The 19,370-nt window shown below is 68.3% G+C and carries 19 protein-coding genes and 1 pseudogene; 12 read left to right on the top strand and 8 right to left on the bottom strand.

Features of this window, described 5'->3' with window-relative positions; genetic code table 11:
- Window positions 1-7 precede the first annotated feature (7 nt).
- From ACTWLI_RS08510 to ACTWLI_RS08495, 4 genes are all read left to right on the top strand, one after another.
- On the top strand, window positions 8-250 hold the full coding sequence (locus tag ACTWLI_RS08510) for an isochorismatase family protein (RefSeq protein WP_445153487.1): 243 nt from the start codon (window positions 8-10) through the stop codon (window positions 248-250).
- A gap of 137 nt (window positions 251-387) precedes the next feature.
- Window positions 388-2,955 (top strand): molybdopterin oxidoreductase family protein, encoded by a 2,568-nt coding sequence (locus ACTWLI_RS08505; RefSeq protein ID WP_445153486.1) that lies wholly within the window; start codon window positions 388-390, stop codon window positions 2,953-2,955.
- On the top strand, window positions 2,952-3,413 hold the full coding sequence (locus tag ACTWLI_RS08500) for a hypothetical protein (RefSeq protein ID WP_445153485.1): 462 nt from the start codon (window positions 2,952-2,954) through the stop codon (window positions 3,411-3,413). Before ACTWLI_RS08505 ends, ACTWLI_RS08500 begins: the two co-directional genes overlap by 4 nt.
- Window positions 3,414-3,445: 32 nt before the next feature.
- Window positions 3,446-3,979, top strand: a complete 534-nt coding sequence (locus ACTWLI_RS08495) for an HPP family protein (protein ID WP_445156147.1) — start codon at window positions 3,446-3,448, stop codon at window positions 3,977-3,979.
- A 34-nt stretch (window positions 3,980-4,013) separates the two neighbouring features.
- On the opposite strand, the gene ACTWLI_RS08490 is transcribed toward ACTWLI_RS08495, so the two are convergent.
- From ACTWLI_RS08490 to ACTWLI_RS08475, 4 genes are all read right to left on the bottom strand, one after another.
- Window positions 4,014-4,682, bottom strand: coding sequence for a PAS and ANTAR domain-containing protein (locus ACTWLI_RS08490; protein ID WP_445153484.1), 669 nt, complete (start codon window positions 4,680-4,682; stop codon window positions 4,014-4,016).
- Window positions 4,683-4,824: 142 nt separating this feature from the next.
- Window positions 4,825-5,283, bottom strand: coding sequence for a DUF4383 domain-containing protein (locus ACTWLI_RS08485; RefSeq protein ID WP_445153483.1), 459 nt, complete (start codon window positions 5,281-5,283; stop codon window positions 4,825-4,827).
- Window positions 5,284-6,184: 901 nt separating this feature from the next.
- Complete coding sequence (locus ACTWLI_RS08480) at window positions 6,185-6,577, bottom strand: low affinity iron permease family protein (RefSeq protein ID WP_445153482.1); 393 nt, start codon at window positions 6,575-6,577, stop codon at window positions 6,185-6,187.
- A gap of 108 nt (window positions 6,578-6,685) precedes the next feature.
- Window positions 6,686-8,041, bottom strand: coding sequence for an ABC transporter substrate-binding protein (locus ACTWLI_RS08475; RefSeq protein ID WP_445153481.1), 1,356 nt, complete (start codon window positions 8,039-8,041; stop codon window positions 6,686-6,688).
- A 190-nt stretch (window positions 8,042-8,231) separates the two neighbouring features.
- Here ACTWLI_RS08475 and ACTWLI_RS08470 point away from each other — a divergent pair, with 190 nt between their 5' ends.
- The 3 genes from ACTWLI_RS08470 (at window position 8,232) to ACTWLI_RS08460 (ending at window position 11,203) form a co-directional block, all read left to right on the top strand.
- A complete protein-coding gene (locus tag ACTWLI_RS08470; RefSeq protein WP_445153480.1) occupies window positions 8,232-9,197 on the top strand; it encodes a carbohydrate ABC transporter permease in 966 nt (321 codons plus the stop codon).
- Window positions 9,197-10,135, top strand: a complete 939-nt coding sequence (locus ACTWLI_RS08465; RefSeq protein WP_445153479.1) for a carbohydrate ABC transporter permease — start codon at window positions 9,197-9,199, stop codon at window positions 10,133-10,135. Before ACTWLI_RS08470 ends, ACTWLI_RS08465 begins: the two co-directional genes overlap by 1 nt.
- A gap of 120 nt (window positions 10,136-10,255) precedes the next feature.
- The gene (locus ACTWLI_RS08460) at window positions 10,256-11,203 is read left to right on the top strand and encodes an SRPBCC family protein (protein WP_445153478.1); all 948 of its coding nucleotides are present in this window, start codon (window positions 10,256-10,258) and stop codon (window positions 11,201-11,203) included.
- Between the two features lie 110 nt (window positions 11,204-11,313).
- Here ACTWLI_RS08460 and ACTWLI_RS08455 read toward each other — a convergent pair whose 3' ends face one another.
- Window positions 11,314-11,973 (bottom strand): ArsR/SmtB family transcription factor, encoded by a 660-nt coding sequence (locus tag ACTWLI_RS08455; RefSeq protein ID WP_445153477.1) that lies wholly within the window; start codon window positions 11,971-11,973, stop codon window positions 11,314-11,316.
- Window positions 11,974-12,052: 79 nt separating this feature from the next.
- Here ACTWLI_RS08455 and ACTWLI_RS08450 point away from each other — a divergent pair.
- Window positions 12,053-13,327, top strand: a pseudogene (locus ACTWLI_RS08450) (MFS transporter); the annotation flags it as partial.
- A 12-nt stretch (window positions 13,328-13,339) separates the two neighbouring features.
- On the opposite strand, the gene ACTWLI_RS08445 reads toward ACTWLI_RS08450, so the two are convergent.
- Both ACTWLI_RS08445 and ACTWLI_RS08440 read right to left on the bottom strand, forming a co-directional pair.
- Window positions 13,340-14,977 (bottom strand): DUF7059 domain-containing protein, encoded by a 1,638-nt coding sequence (locus ACTWLI_RS08445; protein ID WP_445153476.1) that lies wholly within the window; start codon window positions 14,975-14,977, stop codon window positions 13,340-13,342.
- A gap of 79 nt (window positions 14,978-15,056) precedes the next feature.
- The gene (locus ACTWLI_RS08440) at window positions 15,057-15,809 is read right to left on the bottom strand and encodes a MerR family transcriptional regulator (RefSeq protein ID WP_445153475.1); all 753 of its coding nucleotides are present in this window, start codon (window positions 15,807-15,809) and stop codon (window positions 15,057-15,059) included.
- 143 nt (window positions 15,810-15,952) lie between these two features.
- Here ACTWLI_RS08440 and ACTWLI_RS08435 point away from each other — a divergent pair, with 143 nt between their 5' ends.
- The 3 genes from ACTWLI_RS08435 to ACTWLI_RS08425 all read left to right on the top strand — a co-directional run bounded on the left by ACTWLI_RS08435 (window position 15,953) and on the right by ACTWLI_RS08425 (window position 17,595).
- Entirely contained in the window at window positions 15,953-16,468 is a 516-nt protein-coding gene (locus ACTWLI_RS08435; RefSeq protein WP_445153474.1) for a hypothetical protein, read from the top strand.
- Window positions 16,449-16,997 (top strand): hypothetical protein, encoded by a 549-nt coding sequence (locus ACTWLI_RS08430; protein ID WP_445153473.1) that lies wholly within the window; start codon window positions 16,449-16,451, stop codon window positions 16,995-16,997. Before ACTWLI_RS08435 ends, ACTWLI_RS08430 begins: the two co-directional genes overlap by 20 nt.
- Before the next feature lie 64 nt (window positions 16,998-17,061).
- Window positions 17,062-17,595, top strand: coding sequence for a DUF6023 family protein (locus tag ACTWLI_RS08425; RefSeq protein ID WP_445153472.1), 534 nt, complete (start codon window positions 17,062-17,064; stop codon window positions 17,593-17,595).
- 47 nt (window positions 17,596-17,642) lie between these two features.
- On the opposite strand, the gene trhO is transcribed toward ACTWLI_RS08425, so the two are convergent.
- Window positions 17,643-18,536: an oxygen-dependent tRNA uridine(34) hydroxylase TrhO gene (gene trhO, locus ACTWLI_RS08420; protein WP_445153471.1), complete on the bottom strand. Its 894-nt coding sequence runs from the start codon at window positions 18,534-18,536 to the stop codon at window positions 17,643-17,645.
- 139 nt (window positions 18,537-18,675) lie between these two features.
- Here trhO and ACTWLI_RS08415 point away from each other — a divergent pair, with 139 nt between their 5' ends.
- Window positions 18,676-19,368 carry a GNAT family N-acetyltransferase gene (locus tag ACTWLI_RS08415; protein ID WP_445153470.1) on the top strand — a complete coding sequence of 231 codons (693 nt, stop codon included), beginning with the start codon at window positions 18,676-18,678 and terminating at the stop codon, window positions 19,366-19,368.
- The last annotated feature ends 2 nt before the right edge of the window (window positions 19,369-19,370 follow it).

Below are 19,370 nucleotides of genomic sequence, written 5' to 3'. Positions count from 1 at the left end.
CTGGCGATTGCGGAACTGGGATGTCGACACTCTCGTGCTCGCGGGCGTTTCGACGCACAACTGCATCGCCCAAACCGCGGCGGATGCATTTGCACACAATTTCCGTGTCGTTTACGCCGACGAGGCGACAGCGTCCGAGAACGCCGAAGCCGCCACGGCTGTTCAAGAAGTCCTCTGCCGCGAGTACCGCCAGCAGGTACTGGACGTCGCGGCGATCGAAGAACTACTGCAGGCCACGACCCGGAAGTGATGCGGGGCGCTCCGGCGGGCATCCTCGCACGCAACCCCGGCGACCTCTGTACGCACCGTTCGGATGCTGATAAAGCTTGACCCGGGCAACTGTTTGTTTTCCGCGGCCCAGACCGCGGAGGGAAAGAGGAGGCAACCATGGTCGATCGAATAGCCGAAATCTGGGGCAGCAGAACCCCCTACCCGCAGGACGGGCTGTGGCCGGTTCGGGTCGACCAGGCCCTGGCCGAGGGTGTTGCCGCGGACGACGTCGACCGCTGGGTGCAGTCGGCCTGCGTCCTCTGCAGCAACGGCTGCGCGTGCGACATCGCGGTCAAGGACGGCGCGATGGTCGGCATCCGGGGCCGGGCCGGGGACCTGGTGAACCACGGCCGGCTGGGTCCGAAGGGACTGTTCGCCAGCTGGCAGGGCGTTTCCCACAAGGACCGGCTGCAGCGTCCGATGGTCCGGGAAAACGGCCGCCTGGTCGAATGCGACTGGGACACGGCGATGAACCGGATCGCCGAGCGGAGCCGGCAGCTGCTGAAGGACCGAGGGCCACTCAGCCACGGCTTCTACACCAGCGGACAGCTCTTCCTGGAGGAGTACTACGCCCTGGCGGTGATCGGAAAGGCCGGCATCGGAACCCCGCACATGGACGGCAATACGCGCCTGTGCACCGCGACGGCGGCCGCGGCACTCAAGGAGACCTTCGGCGCCGACGGCCAGCCGGGGTCCTACACGGACATCGACAGCTGTGACGCGATCTTCCTCTACGGCCACAACATGGCCGAGACCCAGACCGTGCTGTGGTCGCGGGTGCTGGACCGCATCGCCGGCCCGGACCGGCCCAAGGTGGTCTGCGTCGACCCGCGCGACACCGAAGTGGCCCGCCACGCCGACGTGCACCTCGCCGTCCGTCCAGGCACCAACCTGGCGCTGATGAACGCCCTCGTCCACGAGATCCTGGCCCACGGCTGGGTGGACGAGGACTACGTCCAGGCGCACACGGTGGGCTTCGAAGAGCTCAAGGCCACTGTGCAGCCCTGGAACGCGGAGGCCGCCGCGGCAATCTGCGATGTCAGCGCCGCGGACATCCGGGAAGCCGCCCGCATCTTCGGAACCTCCGGCCGGGTCCTATCCACCGTGCTCCAGGGCTTCTACCAGTCCGCGCAGGCCACCGCTTCCTCCTGCCAAGTCAACAACCTGCACCTGCTCCGCGGCCTGCTCGGACGGCCCGGGTGCGGAATCCTGCAGATGAACGGCCAGCCGACCGCGCAAAACAACCGCGAGTGCGGGGCGGACGGCGACCTCCCCGGCTTCCGGAACTGGGAAAACCCCGACCACGTCCAGGAACTCGCCGACCTCTGGGACATCGACCCGCTGACCATTCCGCACTGGGCCCCGCCGACACACGCGATGCAGATCTTTCGGTACGCCGAGCAGGGCTCCATCGAATTCCTCTGGATCTCCGCCACCAACCCCGCCGTGTCGATGCCGCAGCTGCCGAGGATCCGCGAGATCCTGGCCAAGCCCGAGCTGTTTGTAGTCGTGCAGGACCTGTACCTGACCGAGACCGCGCAGGCCGCCGACGTCGTCCTGCCCGCGGCCGGCTGGGGCGAGAAGACCGGCACCTTCACCAACGTCAACCGGACCGTCCACCTCTCGGACAAGGCCGTGGAACCGCCCGGGGAGGCGCGCAGCGACCTGGACATCTTCCTCGACTACTCACGCAGGATGGGTTTCACCACCCGACAGGGCGAGCCCCTGCTGGCCTGGGAGGGCCCCGAGGATGCCTTCAACGCGTGGCGTGAGTGCACCCGCGGACGGCCCTGCGACTACACCGGCATCAGCTACGAGCGGCTCCGGGGCGGCAGCGGCATCCCGTGGCCGTGCAACGAGGAGAACCCCGACGGACGCGACAGGCTGTACACCGACGGCGTCTTTCCGACCGACCCGGACTACTGCGAGAGCTACGGCCACGACCTGTTGACCGGAGCGACGGTGGGCCCCGAGGCCTTCCGGGCAACGGTCCCGGCAGGCCGCGCCGTCCTGAAGACGGCGGACTATCATCCGCCGCACGAGGAACCCGACGGCGAGTACCCGCTGCGGTACACCACCGGCCGCACTGCCTACCACTTCCACACCCGGACCAAGACGGGCCGCTCACGGCAGCTCACCCAGGCCGCACCGCGCGCCTGGGTGGAACTGGGCGCGGACGACGCCGGGCGGCTGGGCATCGAGGAGGGCGACCTGGTCCGGGTGGAGTCGCGGCGCGGCAGGATCGAAGTCCCCGCCCGGATCAGCGACATCCGCGCCGGGACCGTGTTCGCGCCCTTCCACTACGGCTACTGGGATTCGCACGGCACGCCGGGCGAACATCTGACGGCCGCCAACGAACTCACGCTCACCGAATGGGACCCGGTCTCGAAGCAGCCAGTCTTTAAGAACGCGGCCGTCCGGGTGGAGAAAATCGGTGATGCGGAGGGGCCCGCGCCGGCACCGACGACGACGGCGTCGGCCCCGTCCGCTACGGCCGAAGGCCAGGGCACCCGGCGGCCGCGGCCGACGACCGGAGGCGGTGAAGCCGACGCCACCGAGGACGTCGATGCCGCCCCGCCGCCCCGCTTTCCGGAGGCCGTCAGGCCCGGCCCGGGCAGCGGCCGCCCCGGCGGCGCCAGCGCAGGCAGCGTCAGCGCAGGCCGCAACCAGGAGGCACGGCCATGAACCTGAACATTTACCTGGGCATGCTGCACCAGGCCGAGAAGACGCTGGCCGAATCCTTCCGCCAGGTCGCGGCCGGCCACGGCGACGAGCCCGACGTGCACTTCCTGTGCCACACCCTTGCTCAGCAGTGCGAGGAGCACAGCCGCCTTTTACACCCGATCGTCCAGCGCTACGGCGAGGACCCTTCGGATGCCGAGCCGGAGCGCCTCCACGCCGAGGGGCTGTCCAGCACGAGGCAGGGCCCGGTGGGGCTGTTGCGGGACCTGCAGGACCTGTACCTGCTGGCCAGCCTGGTGGATGTCACCTGGACCATGGTCAAGCAGGCCGGATCGGCGCTCCGGGACCGTGAGCTGCTGGAGGTTGTGTCCCGGTGCGACGGGGAGACCTCCGTGCAGCTGCGCTGGCTGCAGACCCGCATGAAGCAGGCGGCCCCGCAGGCCCTGGTCGCGGCACGCTAGGTGTCCCGAAGCGGAAGGTCGATGCCGTGCCCATGACACCTCCCCTGCTGCAGCGGCTTAAGTCGCGCCGGACGCGCCTTGGCCCGGCGTCGTATGCGGCCGTGCTCTCCTTGGTCGTCCTGGCCCTCGCCGGGGCGGTGGGGATCGGCCTGCACCTGCCGTGGCTTTTTCCCAGCCTTGGCCCGACGGTGATGCTCTTCTTCGAGTCTCCGGAGCAGCCCTCATCACGGCCCGCGAACACGTTGGTGGGCCATCTCACCGGACTGGTTATGGGCGTTCTCTGCCTCTACGCCCTGGGCCTCCAGGGCAGTCCACCGGCCCCGGTCGGCGGGTTGTCCTGGCAGTATGTGGCTGCCGGAGCACTGTCCGTGGCACTGACGACCTTAGTGCTCACGTGGCTGCACCGGCCCCATCCCCCGGCCGGGGCGACGACGCTCATCGTGAGCCTGGGGATCCTGACCACGCCGCCCCAGCTGCTGTCGATGGCGGGCGCCGTCGTCCTGATCACCGCCGCCGGCTGGGGCCTGAACGTGCTGCTCGGTACCCGGCCGGCGGCCCCGGAGTAGCCCACCCCCGGAGCGGCCCCCAGAGTGGGGCACGTCAGGGCCGGGTCGGGGAGGGCACGACTTTCTGAGTGCCACCGCAAAGGCTGCGGAGGAAGCAGTCCAGAGAGGCCAGGTCCCGCGGGCGTTCCGCGAGCGTTACCAGTGTCGAGGCAACGTCGGCGAGCTTGATGTTGGAGTTGTTGCTGTACTCACGAAGGATCCCGAATGCCTCGGACGACGTGACAGCCACCCTCCCCATCAGGATCCCCTGGGCCTTGGCAATAAGACAGCGGGTGCCCATCGCGCCGCGGATCGCATCCCGGGCGGCCGCGGCGGTCTCCTCGTGCACGGTCGATGTTAGGTCCAGCATCACCCCGGCCACTGCGCGCAAATCCCCTGCACCGTCAAGGAACGCCTCGCCCGCAGTCAGGACCTTATTCTCATGGGATTGGGCATCAATCACCCGATGATAAATGGCGACGTGACCTCCGCGGGAGAGAAGCTCCTCGTTGACTTTCAGGATGCGGGCCAGGTCATCCGGGTGCTTATGGGCAAGGGTGAGGCTCAGCCTCGGCACGACCTCGCCCCGCCGGTAGCCGTGGATCGCATACATCTCATCGGACCACTCCATGATCTTGGTCCGGCCATCCATAACGAACGAGCCGGCCACCAAATCGCCCGGCCCCGGACGGCTGGCGTAAAGCGGCCGCGCGAGCCAATCCATCACCGCCCCTTTCCAGACGCCCCGGCGCCCGCTTGGCCTGCTGCCGACCAAGCAGGACGCCGCCTGTTCCATATAGTGCCATCAAGGCGGGACCACGTCGACGGCATTCCGCCGGGCGAAGACGCCGGGGCAGTTCAACGGGTCAGCGGCGAGGAGCCGCGGTGGTGGCCCGGCCGCGCTGCAGCGTCAACGCCAGTGCGATCATGCCGAGGCCCAGGATCAGATGCAGCCAGTTATCTGCCGAATTGAGCGGCACGAAGTTGGCAGCGGAGTCGTGCCCGACGAAGAGACCGTAAAGCCACAGGACGAGGTAGATCACTCCCCCGTACAGCAGGAAGTTCCGCCCTTGACCTGGCGTGCGGCTCGTCAGGAGACCCGCCACGCCGAACAGCAGATGCACGATGTTGTGCAACACCGACACCTGGAAAACGCCCAGCAGAAGTGCCTCGGAGCCATGTCCAGCCACCCCCAGCGATCCATAGTTGGTCGTGATCCCTGGGATGAACCCCAGGATGCCCACGAGCAGAAATACCGCTCCTACTATTTGCGCGGCCTTCTGCGCGTTTGTTTTCGTCCGCTCTGTCCGCTGTGTATCGGTCATCGTTTTTCTCCTTTAATTGGAATGTGTCGCTCTCGGGCAGCTAAAAGCCCGTTGGTGTTTCGAGGCGCGGCTTTTCGATCCCCGGCGCGGCGAGGCGACCGGATGTGCCTGTCAGGCTCCGCGCTGTGCCTCCATCAGCTTCGATTGCGCGCGCGAACGGGAGGATCGGTCTGGAACCCGCAACCGCGACGCATCACCCTGGGCCCCTGCAGCTGGCCGGCGTGACCGGTGTGAGCGGCGGACGCCAAGCCCGGCTGCACCACCAGCCGCATCGCTTGCCCGCAGTGGACGGGCCACCTTGCCGCCGAAGAGAACGTCTCCTGCGCCGGCCCGGGTGAGGGAGCCTTGCCCGTCGGAGGACTCAAGACCTCCATCCCAGCTCCGGTTGGGCACATACGAGGTAATCCGCGGCGGCGGGCCCGATGATGCGCAGCGGAGTGCGCCCTGGAATGATGCTCTTCTTCCGCATGGCCGCCCAGAAGACGCTTTCTGCTGCGGGAGGCCGAAGGCTTATGGAGCACCAGCTGGTGTAGAGGCCAAAGAGGCAATCGCGGTCGACACTGGCGCCGGCTGCAGCTTCCGAAGATGTGGCGTCGCGAAGGAATTGGGTGAATTGGGAGATAGCCATGATCGGCTCTTTTCCGCAGCGTGCGTGTGTACCGCCGAGGGCTACAGCGGTGGCCGGTGGTCGTCCTGCACGGGAACGCCTGGCGTGCGGGGCTCCCGGGAAACGGCGTCTTCAACGGTTCTGCTAGCCGGAACTCTGGTGCCCTACGCCTTTGACGCTACGCCCCGCCGCGCCCGGATACAACCCCGCCCCCTCCCACACGGATCGGCCAGGGTCTGCCTAGTCTGCGCCGCCTGGACCCGGCACGACGGCGGGTGTTCGGCGTCATGCCCGTCAGGGTCCGGGCTCATTCGAGTCCGCGGCGCGCGCAATCCGCTCCCGCTGCCGCTCGATTTCCTTCTCCCCTTCATTTTCCGCGTCGTACAGCTTCGCGTTGCTGACCTTGAGCTCCAGCATCAGCGCATCCAGCTTCAGGTGCAGGGCTGCGGTATCCCTGTTCTGGGTGTTCTGGATGATGAACACCATGAGGAAGGTCACGATGGTGGTGCCGGTATTGATAACCAGCTGCCAGGTGTCCGAGAACGCCAGCAACGGACCGGTGAGCGCCCACGCCACTAGGACGGCGACGGCGGCACTAAAGACCCAGGCGTGGCCCAGGACCCGGGCGGTGGCTGTGGTGAATCGGGTGAACACGTCGGGCTGTTCGTTCCCCTGTGGTTGAGCCATGGTCGGTACGCTTTCCCTCAAGAATCCAGGGCCGTCTGGACGGGCCGCGGGAAGCAAACCCCGCGGTCCGTCCAGTTTGGCACCGAATCAGGGATCCGGCTGCGGCCCCTAGGAACCGGCCTGATCGAAGGCGCGCTTGGCCGCGGCCTGGGCATCGGCCAGCGCCTTGTCCGGCGCCTTCGTTCCGAGCAGGGCCGAGGCGATGGCGTTGTTGAGTTCGGTCTTGATGGTCTGCCCGGCGGGTGAAGCGCCCAGGGACTTGCCGGTCGGCAGAACGTCGTAGTACGTGCTGATCGTTTCATCGAAGCCCGCGTTGCCGCTGGGCTTGACGAACTTGTCCCGGATCAACTTGTCCGCAGACGGCGAGCCGGTGAAGAGGCCGGTGTTGATACCGCCGGGGGTGGCCGCGATCTTCTGTGCGCGGGCTTCGCCTGCAGCGGCCCACGCCTCGTCGGTGACCAGTGAGGTCATCCACGCGCAGGCAGCGTCGGGGTTCTTGGCGCCCGTGGGGATGACGAAGGAGGTACCGCCGGCTACCGTGAAGGGCTTCCCCTCCTTGTCCTTGAACGGCACGGCCGAAATCTTCAGCGACTCCGAGTAGGGGGCGAGGACATTGACGTACCACTGAGCGTCGACCTGGGCCCCGACTTGCTTCTTGACGAACTGGTTGTCCTTGCCGAAGGTGTCGAACGAGTCGCTGAAGCTCTTGGCCTTGGCGTAACCGCCCTGCGCGTCATAGATCTCCTTGAGGAATGACAGCGCCCCGACGTTCGCGGGGTCATCCAGCGCCGGCGCGCCCTTGTCGTCCACCAGTCGGCCGCCCTGCCCCAGGATCCAGAGTTCGGCCTGGCCGCCGGCGACCGGGTCGAAGCCGAGCGTCGCCGGGTTGCCGCCGCTGGCTTTGTAGGCCTTGCCGATGGCCCCCAGCAGCTTGGCTTTGTCGGAGGTGTCGATGTCCTCGCCTGAAACCCCGGCGGGCTGCAGGACGTTTTGATTAAGGATGATGGCGGCGGGCTGGTAGAACTGCGGGACGGCCCACACCTTGTCCTGGTAGGTGACCTGCTGCGTGACCGCCGGGTAGAACTGCTTAGCCGGGTCCATGCCGTGCGCCTTGAAGCATCCGTCCAGAGGCTTAATGAGGCCCTGGGCGGCATACGTGGCAACGAAGGCCCGGTCCATCTGGACCACGTCCGGCACCCCGCCGCTGGCCGCCCGGGTGGTGAACTTCTGCGCATCGAACGGCGTCTGGTCCATGGTGATCTTGACGCCGGAGAGCTGTGACTCCGCATACTTCATCCGGGCCTTGCCGACGTCGTCCGCGTTATCGAAGGCCCAGGCGGTGAGCGCCCCCGACGCCTCCTTCTTGAAATCCGACGTCTCCGCGGCCGACTGGCCGCCGCCACAGGCCGCCAAGCTCAGCGCTGCCACGGCCAGAACCGCGAACCTCTTCGTTGGAACGCCCATCTGCATCCTCCTGCACTCGACCCTTATGTCGCCGCCAAGAAAGCCTCGGCTAAACGATCCGTTACTGCCAGACTGTAAGTAAGCTTGCTAAATCGAAAACTAACCGAGTGAGACGAGGGGCGCAAGTGGCCGGCGGGGCGCGTGCTCCGCGACGGCAGCGGCCCCTGCAACCATCGAAAGTGGGGGTGCCTTGAAAACAGAGCCGGCGGCCGATGCCGCACCGCGCAGGCCGGCCCGGAGCCAGCGCCGTCCGCACAAGAAGTACAACCGTCGGGAAGCATTGGCCGGCTACCTGTTCATTTCCCCGTGGATCATCGGGTTCCTCGTGTTCATGCTCGGTGCGATGGTCTACAGCCTGGTGATCTCGTTCAGCCGCTACAACCTCGCCACCAATGTCGCCAAACCGGCCGGCACCACGAACTACGCGTTGCTTTTCGACGACCCCAAGGTGGCCGCGTCGCTGGCCAATACCCTGTTTTACGCCGTCATGGCGGTGCCTCTGGAAATCTGCGTGGCGCTCGGCCTTGCCCTGCTACTGAACCAGGTTGGCCGCGGGGCCGGGTTCTTCCGAACCGTCTACTACCTTCCGAAGATGACGCCCTCGGTAGCCACGGCTGCGGTATTCCTGCTGTTGTTGAACGGCAATACCGGCGCCATCAACCAGGCCCTCCGCTTCTTCGGAATCACCGGCCCGCAATGGCTCATCGACCCGGCCTGGGTGAAACCCTCCATCGTGCTGATGACACTCTGGGGGGTGAGCGGAACGATGGTCATCTTCCTTGCGGCACTCAAGAGCGTTCCGAAGGATCTCTATGAGGTGGCCGCACTGGACGGCGCCGGCCCGGTACGGCAGTTTTTCTCCATAACCGTCCCGATGATTTCCGGGGCCATCTTCTTCAACGTCATCGTCCTGACCATCGCCGCCCTGCAGGTCTTTGACCAGGCCTACTTGTTGTTCTGGCGCGACCAGACCAGCACCTCGCCCGAGGCATCGCTGTTCTACGGCATCTATCTGTTCCAGCAGGCCTTCCGCGAATTCAACTTCGGCTTCGCCTCGGCCATGGCCTGGGTTCTTTTTGTCCTGATCCTGCTGATCAGCCTCCTCCAGGTCCGGATCGGCAACAAGTTCGTCTACTACGAGGGGGAAAAGCGCTGATGGCAACGACACGGACCCAGGCGGCCGGGGTTGAACCCCGGACCGGTACCCGGCCGGCGGACGAACCTCCCCGCCCGCGGCGCAAGCGGCTCTCCCCACGGAGCAAAGCGGGCCGGGTGCTGCTGTGGTCTCTTCTGACTCTGTTCAGCGCCGCGTTCCTCTATCCGCTGGTCTGGCTGATCGCCGCCAGCCTCAAGCCGCGCGGGGAGGTCTTCGACAACTCGCTGATCCCCCGCACTTTCTCCCCGCAGAACTACATCCAGGTCTGGGAGCAGCTCCCGCTGGTCAACTGGGTGACGAACAGTTTCCTGATCGCCGTCCTGGCCGCCACGCTGGTGACGATCTCAAGCGCCATGGTCGCCTTCGGATTCGCCTATTTCCGCTTCCCGGGCCGAAACTTCCTCTTCGGCCTGGTCCTGGCCACCATGATGCTTCCCGGGGCTGTGACGATGGTGCCGCAGTACCTCATTTGGAAAAACCTGGGAGTCCTGGGAACTTGGATCCCGCTCTTCGGCATGAACCTCTTCGGATCAGCCTTCTACATCTTCCTGCAGCGTCAGTTCTTCCTCGGCCTGCCCCGCGAACTCTTCGAGGCGGCCAGGATCGACGGCGCCAGCTACTTCGGCCTCTTCCGCCGGATAGCCCTGCCGCTGTCGATCCCCTCCCTGGTGGTCATCTTCATCTTCGAATTCCAGGCCAGCTGGAACAACCTCCAATCGGCCCTGATCTACCTCAACGCCGGATCCGTCGAGGGCTTCACCGCACCGCTTGGGATCGCCTACGCCATGACCAAATACAGTCCAACGAACGGCGGGCAGGGCGACTACCAGTTCGTCATGGTTGCGACCCTGCTCATCACCTTGCCCATGCTCATCCTCTTCGCCTTCGGGCAACGCCACTTCATCGAAGGCGTGGCCACGGAAGGCCGGAAGGGCTGAGCAGCGCCGAAAATTCCGAAACGGCGGTCCCCTAGCCGTGCTCGGGCACGGCCGATACAGTAAGCATACTGATGATTAATCAGCCCCTTGTTGATCCCCGATCCAGTCAGAGGAGAAATCGTGAGCACCAAGGTTGAGAAGCGCATTCTGGTCAACGTTCCCGTCAGCGTGGCCTATAACCAGTGGACCCAGTTCGAGGAGTTCCCCCATTTCATGGGCGGGGTGAAGAGCGTCAAGCAGCTCAGTGACGAGCAGCTCGAGTGGACGGCCGAAATCGCCGGGGTCCGCAGGCAGTGGCAGGCCCGGATCCTGGAACAGGTGCCCGACCAGAAGGTTGCCTGGGCGGCGACCGAGGGTGCTACCAACGCCGGGTCGGTGACTTTTGAAGACCTCGGCGGCGGCCAGACGTCGGTTCAGCTTTCCCTTGACTACGAGCCCGAGGGCGTGGTGGAGAAGATCGGCGACAAGCTCAACGTCGTGGAGAAACAGGCGGAGGGTGACCTTGAGCGGTTCAAGGCTTTCATCGAAGACGAGGGTTACGCGACCGGCGCGTGGCGCGGCACAGTAGGCGGAAGCGTCCCGGGCGGAACCCCCGGCGTCGAGGACGCCGCCGCCTCACGCGGCGACAGCGGCAAAGCCGGGGTCTCCGGCAAGGTGATTGCCGGCGCCGGTCTCGCGGCCGCCGCCGCCGCCGGTGTGGCTGCCGCCTCCGGCAGCAGGAACTCCGACGGCGCTGCACCTGCCGGCACGCCTGCCGTGCCGCCGGCCACGCCGCGGCCGGAGGCCACCACCGCAGTACCGCCCACCGGCACCACAGGCAGCGTGTTCCCCGACGAGGGTCTCGGACACGACGCCGGACCGGAGCGGGATGCGGCCGGGACCACCCGCGCTCCGGACACCCGCCCGGCCGGCAAACCCTTCGACCAGACGAACGGCCTGGTCGATACTGAAGGCGACTCCGACGAGACGGCCCTCAGTGACACTGCGAGCGAGGCCGAACGCCGGGCGCGGACCGAGGGCGGCCCGGGCGCCCTCCCGCCCGCCGGCGGCAGCCTCGGGCAGCACTAAGCACATGGGAAACCAGCGGCGCAAAGGCCGGGGCACGCGGGACCGCCGCAGCCCCGGCCTTCCTGCTGCCACCGTCCGGCCGCCCGACGGAGCCCCGGCCTCCGGGAGCGCTAGGAAGCCGCGGGCCCGCCCCGGTCATCCGGAATCATCGACCACATGGTGGCCATCCGCTCGGCGCCGTCGGGAACCTGGTCGGGGTCCTCAAGCTCATAGTCCCGGAGCAGGTCAAAGAGCCGCTGGTTCAGTTCCGCGCGCTGGGCCGGGGTGAGGTACAGCAGGTTGCTGGCCAGCACCACCGATGACGTGCCGTCCGCCGCCTCGCCGCGCTGGCGCTGCTCGTCGCGCGACCTTGCGTAGGCCTTGACGCGCCGGCGGTAGGCGTCGAGTTCCAGGTCCAGCACGGCGAATTCCGGGCTGGCCGGCCCGCCGACGGAATTGATGGTGAAGTCGGTGCCGGCGGCTTTCCACCGCCGCTCGCGGGCGTCGCCGGCGGTGGCCGCGGGCGCCACAATGCCCCACTTCTGCAGGGCGCGGAGGTGGTAGCTCATCGCGCTTGGCGTCAGGCCGGTCTGGGCGGCCAACTCGGTGGCCGTGCGGCTGACCTGGGTGGAGTAGAGCTCGGAGATGACCTCAAGCCGCGCGGCGTGGGCCAGCGCCCGGATCGCCTTGGGGTCGGTAATCTCGACCTTTTTTTCCGGCCGCGGCCTGCGCTTGGCGGCCGGGCCGGCGGCGTCAGCCGGGGCAACTGACTTCGAGTTCTCTGCATTCACCCCTCCAGTCTACCGAGTTACCCCAAACTCTGAAACAAATGCTTGACACCCGATCCGCACCGGGTCTAGCTTGCTGTTTATGAAACATGTACTTCAGAAATTGCGCGGCGCCGGACGTGGTCCCTCGCTGCTGCGCAACCGCGATTTTCTGCTCGCCAGCAGCGCCCGCTTCCTGGCGACGGCGGGGATGGGCGCCGTCGTCGTCAGCATCATGCTGCACCTGCAGAACATGGCCGCAGCGGGGCCGGACGCCGCCGCCGGCCCCTGGCTCGTCGCCGCGTACCTGGCCTGCTCGGCGCTGCCGCTGGTGCTGCTTGCGCCGTGGGCCGGCCGCCTCGCCGACACCCGGGACTCACGCACCCTGGCGGTGGGGTCCTCGGCCGTGAGCGCCGCCGCCGTGGCCGGGATGGGCGCCGCCCTCCACTACCTCGACAACCCCGTTGTGGCGCTGTTCGCCCTCACCTTCCTGCTGGATGCGGCGCAGGCCGTCGCTGGTCCGACCTGGCAGGCGCTGCTGCCCCGGATCGTCGGGGAGGAACGCACGCCCCGGGCGGTGGGCACCATGCAGGCCACCATCATGATCGCCGGCATGGCCGGCCCCGCCGCGGGCGGCCTGCTGAGCGGCTGGGGCGGCTCGGGCCTGGTCTTCGCCGTCGCGAGCGGCTGCTACCTGGGCATGGGCGTCGGCGCGCTGCTGATCCGGACCCGCCGGGGCACCGCCGCGGAGCGGGCCGGCCGGGAGGCGCCGGCCCTCCTCGATGGCCTGCGGCTGATCCGGCGGGACAGCCTGGTCTGGGCCCTCGTCCTCGGCGCCTTGTTCTTCATCATCGTGGGCGAGGCCACCAACGTGCTGGAAGTCTTCCTGGCCCGCGGCGAACTCGGCGCCAGCGAAACCGAGTACGGCCTGCTTGCCGCCGCGTTCGGCCTGGGCATGGCCTCGGGGGCCGCGCTGGCCGGCCGGATCCGCACGCCGCAGGCCCGGTTGCGGGCGCTTTTGGCCTCCATGGCGCTGACTTCGGCCTTCCTCGGCGTGATGGCGCTGGTGCCGACGGTGGGCCTGCTTTTCGCGGCGTACACCGCGATGGGGGCAGCCTGCGGGGTATTGAACGCCTGCTTCGGCGTAATTGCGATCCTGCGCATTCCCGAGAGCGGGCGCGGGCAGGCGATGGCGATCATTGGCGGCATGACCCGCGCTGTCTCCATTGCGGCCCTGGCGATCGGCGGCCTGCTGGGCGCGCTGTTGCCGATTCGGCTGAGCTTCCTTGCCACCGGGGTGGCCGGGGTGCTCGTCGCCCTGGCCGTCAGCGCCTACGTCCTGCCGCGGTTCGGCCGCGCGGACTCGCAGGCCCCGGCGCCGGTTCCGGCGTCAGGCGGGAAGCAGGAAGCCGTCGCGCACCAGGTTGGCGACCTCCTCGAGGAGCCCGCGGCGGAACGCCCCGGCGTCGTAGCCCTCGTAACCGCCCAGCAGGGCATCCAGGGCACCGATGATCTGCCCGACGGTGAGCTCGCCGTCGCACGCTGAGACGAAGCCGGCCAGCTCGGTACTGAGCAGGTTGGTCCGGCGCAGGCCGGCACCCTGGCGCAGCAGGATGACGCCCGGGTGTTCGGCACCGGGCCGCTGGTGCCGTTCCTCGGTGACGTCGTCGGCCACGACCAGGTGCGCCGGCTCCAGCTCGTGGCCGGCCAGCCAGTCGGCGCGTTCGACGGCGGCGCCCAGGTGCGGGCCGACGGGTTGCTCGATCGGGTAGGTGATCTCCTCGAACCGGGAGAGTACCGGTCGGGTGCCCGGGGCGGGCCGGCGGAGCCAGATCATGCCAAAGCCGACGGCCTCCACGTCCCGGGCGGCGAAATCCGCCAAGTAGGCCGCGTACGAGTCCCGGTACAGGCGGCGGTCGCGGGCCTCGGAGGCGTCCTGGAGCCAGGTCTCGGCGTACTGCCCGGGGCTGACCTGCTCACGCTGGATGAACCAGGCGTCCGATTCCGGGGCCACCCAGCTCCGCGGCCGCTCGGCCCAGTCCGCCCCGGCAGGGATCTCCCAGTTGCCCAGCAGCTGGGCCGTCCCGCCCGGGGCCAGGATGCCGGGCAGCCCGCGGACCAGGGCGGCGACAATGTCATCGCCGGGCAGTCCTCCGTCGCGGTAGGTGAACTGGTCGGCAGCCGCCTCGCCCGCGGTGCGCGGTGTGATCACGAACGGCGGGTTGGAGACGACGAGGTCGAATTCCTGGCCCGCCACCGGGTCCAGCAGGGAGCCCAGGCGCAGGCTCACCCGCTCCTCCAGGTGCTCGGGATCCAGGTGCAGCGCCGCCGCGTTGAGGACCATGTTGAAACGGGTGAACGCGAGCGCGCGTTCGGAGATATCGGTGGCCGTGACGTGCTCGGCGTGGTGGAGCAGGTGGAAGGCCTGGATGCCGCAGCCGGTGCCGAGGTCCAGGGCGCGGGCTACGTGCCGGCGGGCGGTGACCTGCACCAGAGTGGTGGACGCCTGCCCGATCCCCAGTACGTGGTCATGGCGCAGGACGCCAGGGCGCTGGTGGGCGGCGAGGTCGCTGGCCACCCAGAGCTCGGCGCCGCCGCTGGCCGCGCCGTCCTCATCGACGTACGGGTCCCAGCCGTAAGGCCGCAGATCCACCTTCGCCTGGACCCGGCCATCCCCCGACGCCTCCACGAGGCCCAGCTGCTGCAAACCTTCGGTGCGGATGCCCGGCAGGGCGGCGTCGAGGGTGCCGGGGGTTTGCGGTTCGGCCAGCAGCCACAGCCGGACGACGGCGGCGAGCGCCGCCGTCGTCGTCCCGCCCTGGGCAGGCGTGTCGGTGGCGATCAGGGCCGGAACGAGCTGGTCCCGGGCCAGGGCCGCGTGGGCGGCAGGCCCAAGCAGCTCCGCGACGCCGTCGACCGTGTAGCCGATGCGGCGCAGGTCCGCGGCGAGCGCCTGAAGCAGGTCCGGGAGATCGCTGCGGGGAGCGTCGGGGGTGTTGCCGGCGGTGAAAAGCGTTGAAGGAGTCACCGGACAAGTTTAGGCGTGGCGCCGTCCGGGCCCCGCTTCCCCGTACCCGTGCGCACACCGCCCCACCGCGGGTCCCGCGTTAAAGGTTCTTGGCCGCGTAGGCCTGCAGTGCGTCCCGCACGAACGTGGCTCCGGCGGTCCCGCCGTAGTTCGCCGCGAAACGCTGGTCCGCCACGTACATCTCGCCCAGGCCGGACAGGTATCCCGCCAGGTTCCCGCCGGCTGCGGGGGTGCCCGGAATTCCGGTGAGCCATTCGACGTGGCGCCGTGCGAGGTCCTGGGCCTCCGGAGCGTCCGGGGCGATGCCCGCTTCCGCCGCCGCAATCCAGTCCTGGCTCAGGCGTGCTGACCGTTCCTTCCACCCGTCCTTTTCGGCGCCGTCCATGCCGCGCCACCAGGCGTCGCCCTGCGCGTACGCGTCCTTGCCCCAGCGTTGCTCCACTTCGCCCTTGTACTCTGTGTGATCGAACCCGTCGAACATCTTCTCGGCCATGAGTTCCCTCCCTGCTTTGACTTCCTTGAGTGTGTGCTGGACCGAGGCGATCTGCCGCGCCAGCCTGTCATATTCCTGTTGCAGCCATTTGAGGTGGGCGGCCAGCGCGGGCCCGGCCTCCTGGTCCCGGTCAAGGACCCCGGCGATCGCCGGCAGGCCCAGCCCCAGATCACGCAGCAGCAGGATGCGCTGCAGCCGCAGCAGCGCTGTCTGGTCGTAGTACCGGTAACCGTTCTCCCCGACGCGGCTGGGCTTGAGAAGCCCGACCGCGTCGTAGTGCCGCAGGGTCCGGCTCGTGGTGCCTGCCAGCTTCGCGATCTGCTGCACGGACCAGTCCATGGTGCTCCTTCCCGCCGCCGGGTTCCCTGACCGCTGCCCCGAGCCTAAAGCTTGACGCCGCGTCAACGTCAAGGCTGCTGGCTTACGGTCCGGATCCGGGGCGCGGTTCCGGAGGGCGCGGTTCCGGCGGGTAAGTTGGAGGCATGCTTTCCGCTCCAACGCTGCCGCTCCGCGCCATCACCATCCGTCGCCTCCTCGCCGCCGCGGCCGGCGCCGCCGTCGTGCTCGGCGCCGCCGCGTGCGCACCCGGGGGCTCGGTCGAATCCGCCGACGTGAACGCGTGGAAGGCCACCGCCTTGCCGTCGGCCGGCGGCGTCGTGCTGGCCGATGCCGGCAAGATCCTGAACCGCGACCCGGTGGCGAAAGCCGCCAGCGTCCCGGCCGGCAGCTACACCCTGACGATGACCTGCGACGGCGGCGGCAAGGAGTTCTTCGAGGTCACCCTCGACGGGAACCACCTCACGGAGGCCGGGGCGGCCTGCAACAGCAGCCGGGAGACCGCCAGGATCACGGTCCCCACCGCCGGCACGCTGAAGATCAGCGCTTCAAGCGTGGACGCCCCGCTGATCTTCGCCTACCAGTTGACGCCAGCGGGCTATGCTGCGGCGCCCCGGCCACCGCTGCCGCTAGGCTCGGGGCATGGTTTCTGCTGGGGGTAAGCAAAAGGTCCGTGCCTGGGCGACGCTGATCGCACTGGTTTTCGCGGCGGCGCTGGCCGGCTGCGAGGTCGCGGACGACGTCGGCAACCCGGGCCCCGACGCGGCTCCCCCGGTCCGGTCCCCCGCACCGCGGCCGACACTGCCGCCGCCGACGCAGGACGAAGCTATTGCCGCCGAAGTGGCTAAGAACACGACGGAAGTTCAGCGGCTCCTCGGCCCACGGCCGAAGAACGAACTGATGTCGTCCTTGACCGGGATCGGCTTCCGCCAGACCAAGCAGGGCACGGCCAAGGGCGTGTATGCCGTCAGGATTGCCTGCGCCGGAACACCCACCGCGCTCTTGGCGGTTACCCAGCCGGACCGCCGGGACGGGACAAGACTCACGCTCAAGGTTCCATGCGGGCGCACCGTTCAGGCGTCCGTGAAGCTGGAGTCCGGGCCGACCACGGTGCAGATTGACCCGCTGTCAACCAAACCCGCTCCGGGCGCGGCCGTCGCCATCCGGCTTGAGCGGCTGCCCACCCCGTAGCGGCGTAACCGCCCGGGCGTGCCGGCCTCTGGCCCGCCGTCACGGCCGGGCCTAGCATCGGAGTATGCCCTCCGCACAGGCGCCCCTGGTGCGGCGGTCGCGTGGCGCCGCCGCGCTGGCCGCGCTGCTGGCCTGCACCCTGGGGCTCGGCGCCTGCGAATACCAGTACGACGACGGGTTCACCCCGGCGTCGTCGACCCCGCCCGCGGGCACGGCCACCGACGCGGCGCTGCCGCAGGATCCCGGGCGGAACCGGCCGGTTTCCGGGGCGGAACTGGACCGGTGGATGGCGGAGGTGCTGCCCGAGACCGAGGGCCAGGTCTTCCAGACGCGGTCCGGGCTGCTGGACGCCGGCGAGACCCGCCATGAGACCACCACGCAGCTGCCCTCCGGGACGTACGCGCTGACCCTGGTCTGCCGCAGCACCCGGCGGGTGTCCTTCACCGTCCGCGACAGCGAGACTACCCTGGTGGACCTGAGTCTGCGCTGCGGCACTCCCCGGGTGAATGTCGTCCAGCTCGCGGCGGATGCGGTGCTGAGGATCCGGGTGGAGTCGCGGGCGCCGGCGAACTATGCCTACCGGGTCAGCCGGATCTGACCCGGAACCGCGCGGGGCGCCGGGGCGGTTGCGGCGCCGGGCTGGCGTTACGCCGCGCAGCCGTCCGGGCAGCGGAGCGTTGACGGGTCCGACGCGCACTCGGCGCAGTACAGGGTCAGGGTCCGGCAGGCCGGGTTCGAGCAGTTCTCGAACTTGCCGGTCGGGGCGGAGCACCGGACACACTGGCCAATGGTCTTGGCGTCCTCGCTGAATTCAAGGTGCATGCGCCGGTCGAACACGTAGAGCGAGCCCTCCCACAGGCCCTGGTCCTTGAACGCCTCGCCGTAGCGGACGATCCCGCCGTCGAGCTGGTAGACCTCTTTGAAGCCGCGGTTGATCATGAGGCTCGAGAGGACCTCGCAGCGGATGCCGCCGGTGCAGTAGGTGACCACCGGCTTGTCCTTGAGGCCGTCGTACTTGCCCGACTCGAGTTCCTTGATGAAATCGTGGGTCGTTGCCACATCGGGCACGACGGCGTCCTTGAACCTGCCGATCTCGGCCTCGAAGCCGTTGCGGCCGTCGAAGAACACCACCTCGTCTCCGGCCTGTTTCTTCGCCTCGACCAGCTGGTGCAATTCCTCCGGGGCCAGGTGCGTCCCGCCGCCGACAACACCGTGTTCGTCCACCTTGAGCTCACCCGGTGCGCCGAAGGAGACAATCTCGTCGCGCACCTTCACACTCAGCCGGGGGAAGTCAGCGGCCCCGCCGTCGGACCATTTCACGTCGATGCCGCGAAAGCCTTTGTACTCCCGGGTGGTCTTGACGTACTGCTTGACCGCACCAATCTCGCCGCCGACCGTCGCGTTGATGCCGTCCTTGGAGATGATGATGCGGCCGGTCAGGCCCAGTTTCTCGCAGAGGGCGCGCTGCCAGAGTCGGACCGCTTCCGGATCCGCGATCGGGGTGAAGCCGTAAAAGAGCACAATTCGATTCAAAGCCACGTATTTAAGCGTACTGGGCCCGCGCAAAACACCGCCGGCCATCAGTGCGCTGCTGGGGCATCGTCACAATTGGGTAAGTAAGCGCCCCCGGCCTGCCGGGGCTCTGTTACTTGTGGCGGGGCTGGAATACGCTCGTCTCATGAGTGTTGAAGCCATGGTTAACGACACCACCCACCTCCTGGAGGTCTGGGTCGCCGGGTGGGCCGGTTGCCGGGGCTACGAGACGCGCAGGGAGGGGCGTTTCCCCGCGGTGCTGCGGGCGGACACGACCCGCGAATGGGAATACTTCGCCCACGATCCCGCGGAGGCCGAGTTCGCGGAACTTGCCGCGAAGACCGCCGAGGTCCCGGCGCGGATCCTGACAATCCTCACCAATGACGTTCCCCGTTACACGGCCCTTGCCGCGAAGAACGGGCTGAACGTCACGTCCGCGTCGCAGACGATGATGATCGTGGACATGGAGACCCAGGACGCCGAGGATCCGTGGCTCCCGGACGACGACCTGCGCTGGGTTCCGTCGACGGCAGACGGGGTGCACCACGCCGTCGTCTATGCCGGCGAGGAGGTCGCCGCCAGCGGCCGGGTATTCGTCGCCGACCACACCGCCGTCTTCGACAAGATCGTCACCGAGCCCGGCTTCCAGCGTCGCGGGCTGGGCAGTTTCATCATGCGGGCCCTGGCGGCCCAGGCGTTCGAGCACGACGTCGAATCCGGCTTGCTGCTGGCCTCCCTCGACGGGCAGAAGCTGTACTCGCACCTTGGCTGGTCAACGGTGTGCCACGTGCTCATGCTGTCGGCCTCGGACGAAGGCGCCGACCTGTCCGTGGGCTGACC

It is taken from the genome of Arthrobacter sp. Hor0625, assembly GCF_052567525.1.
This window is presented reverse-complemented; position numbering and strand designations above follow the sequence as displayed.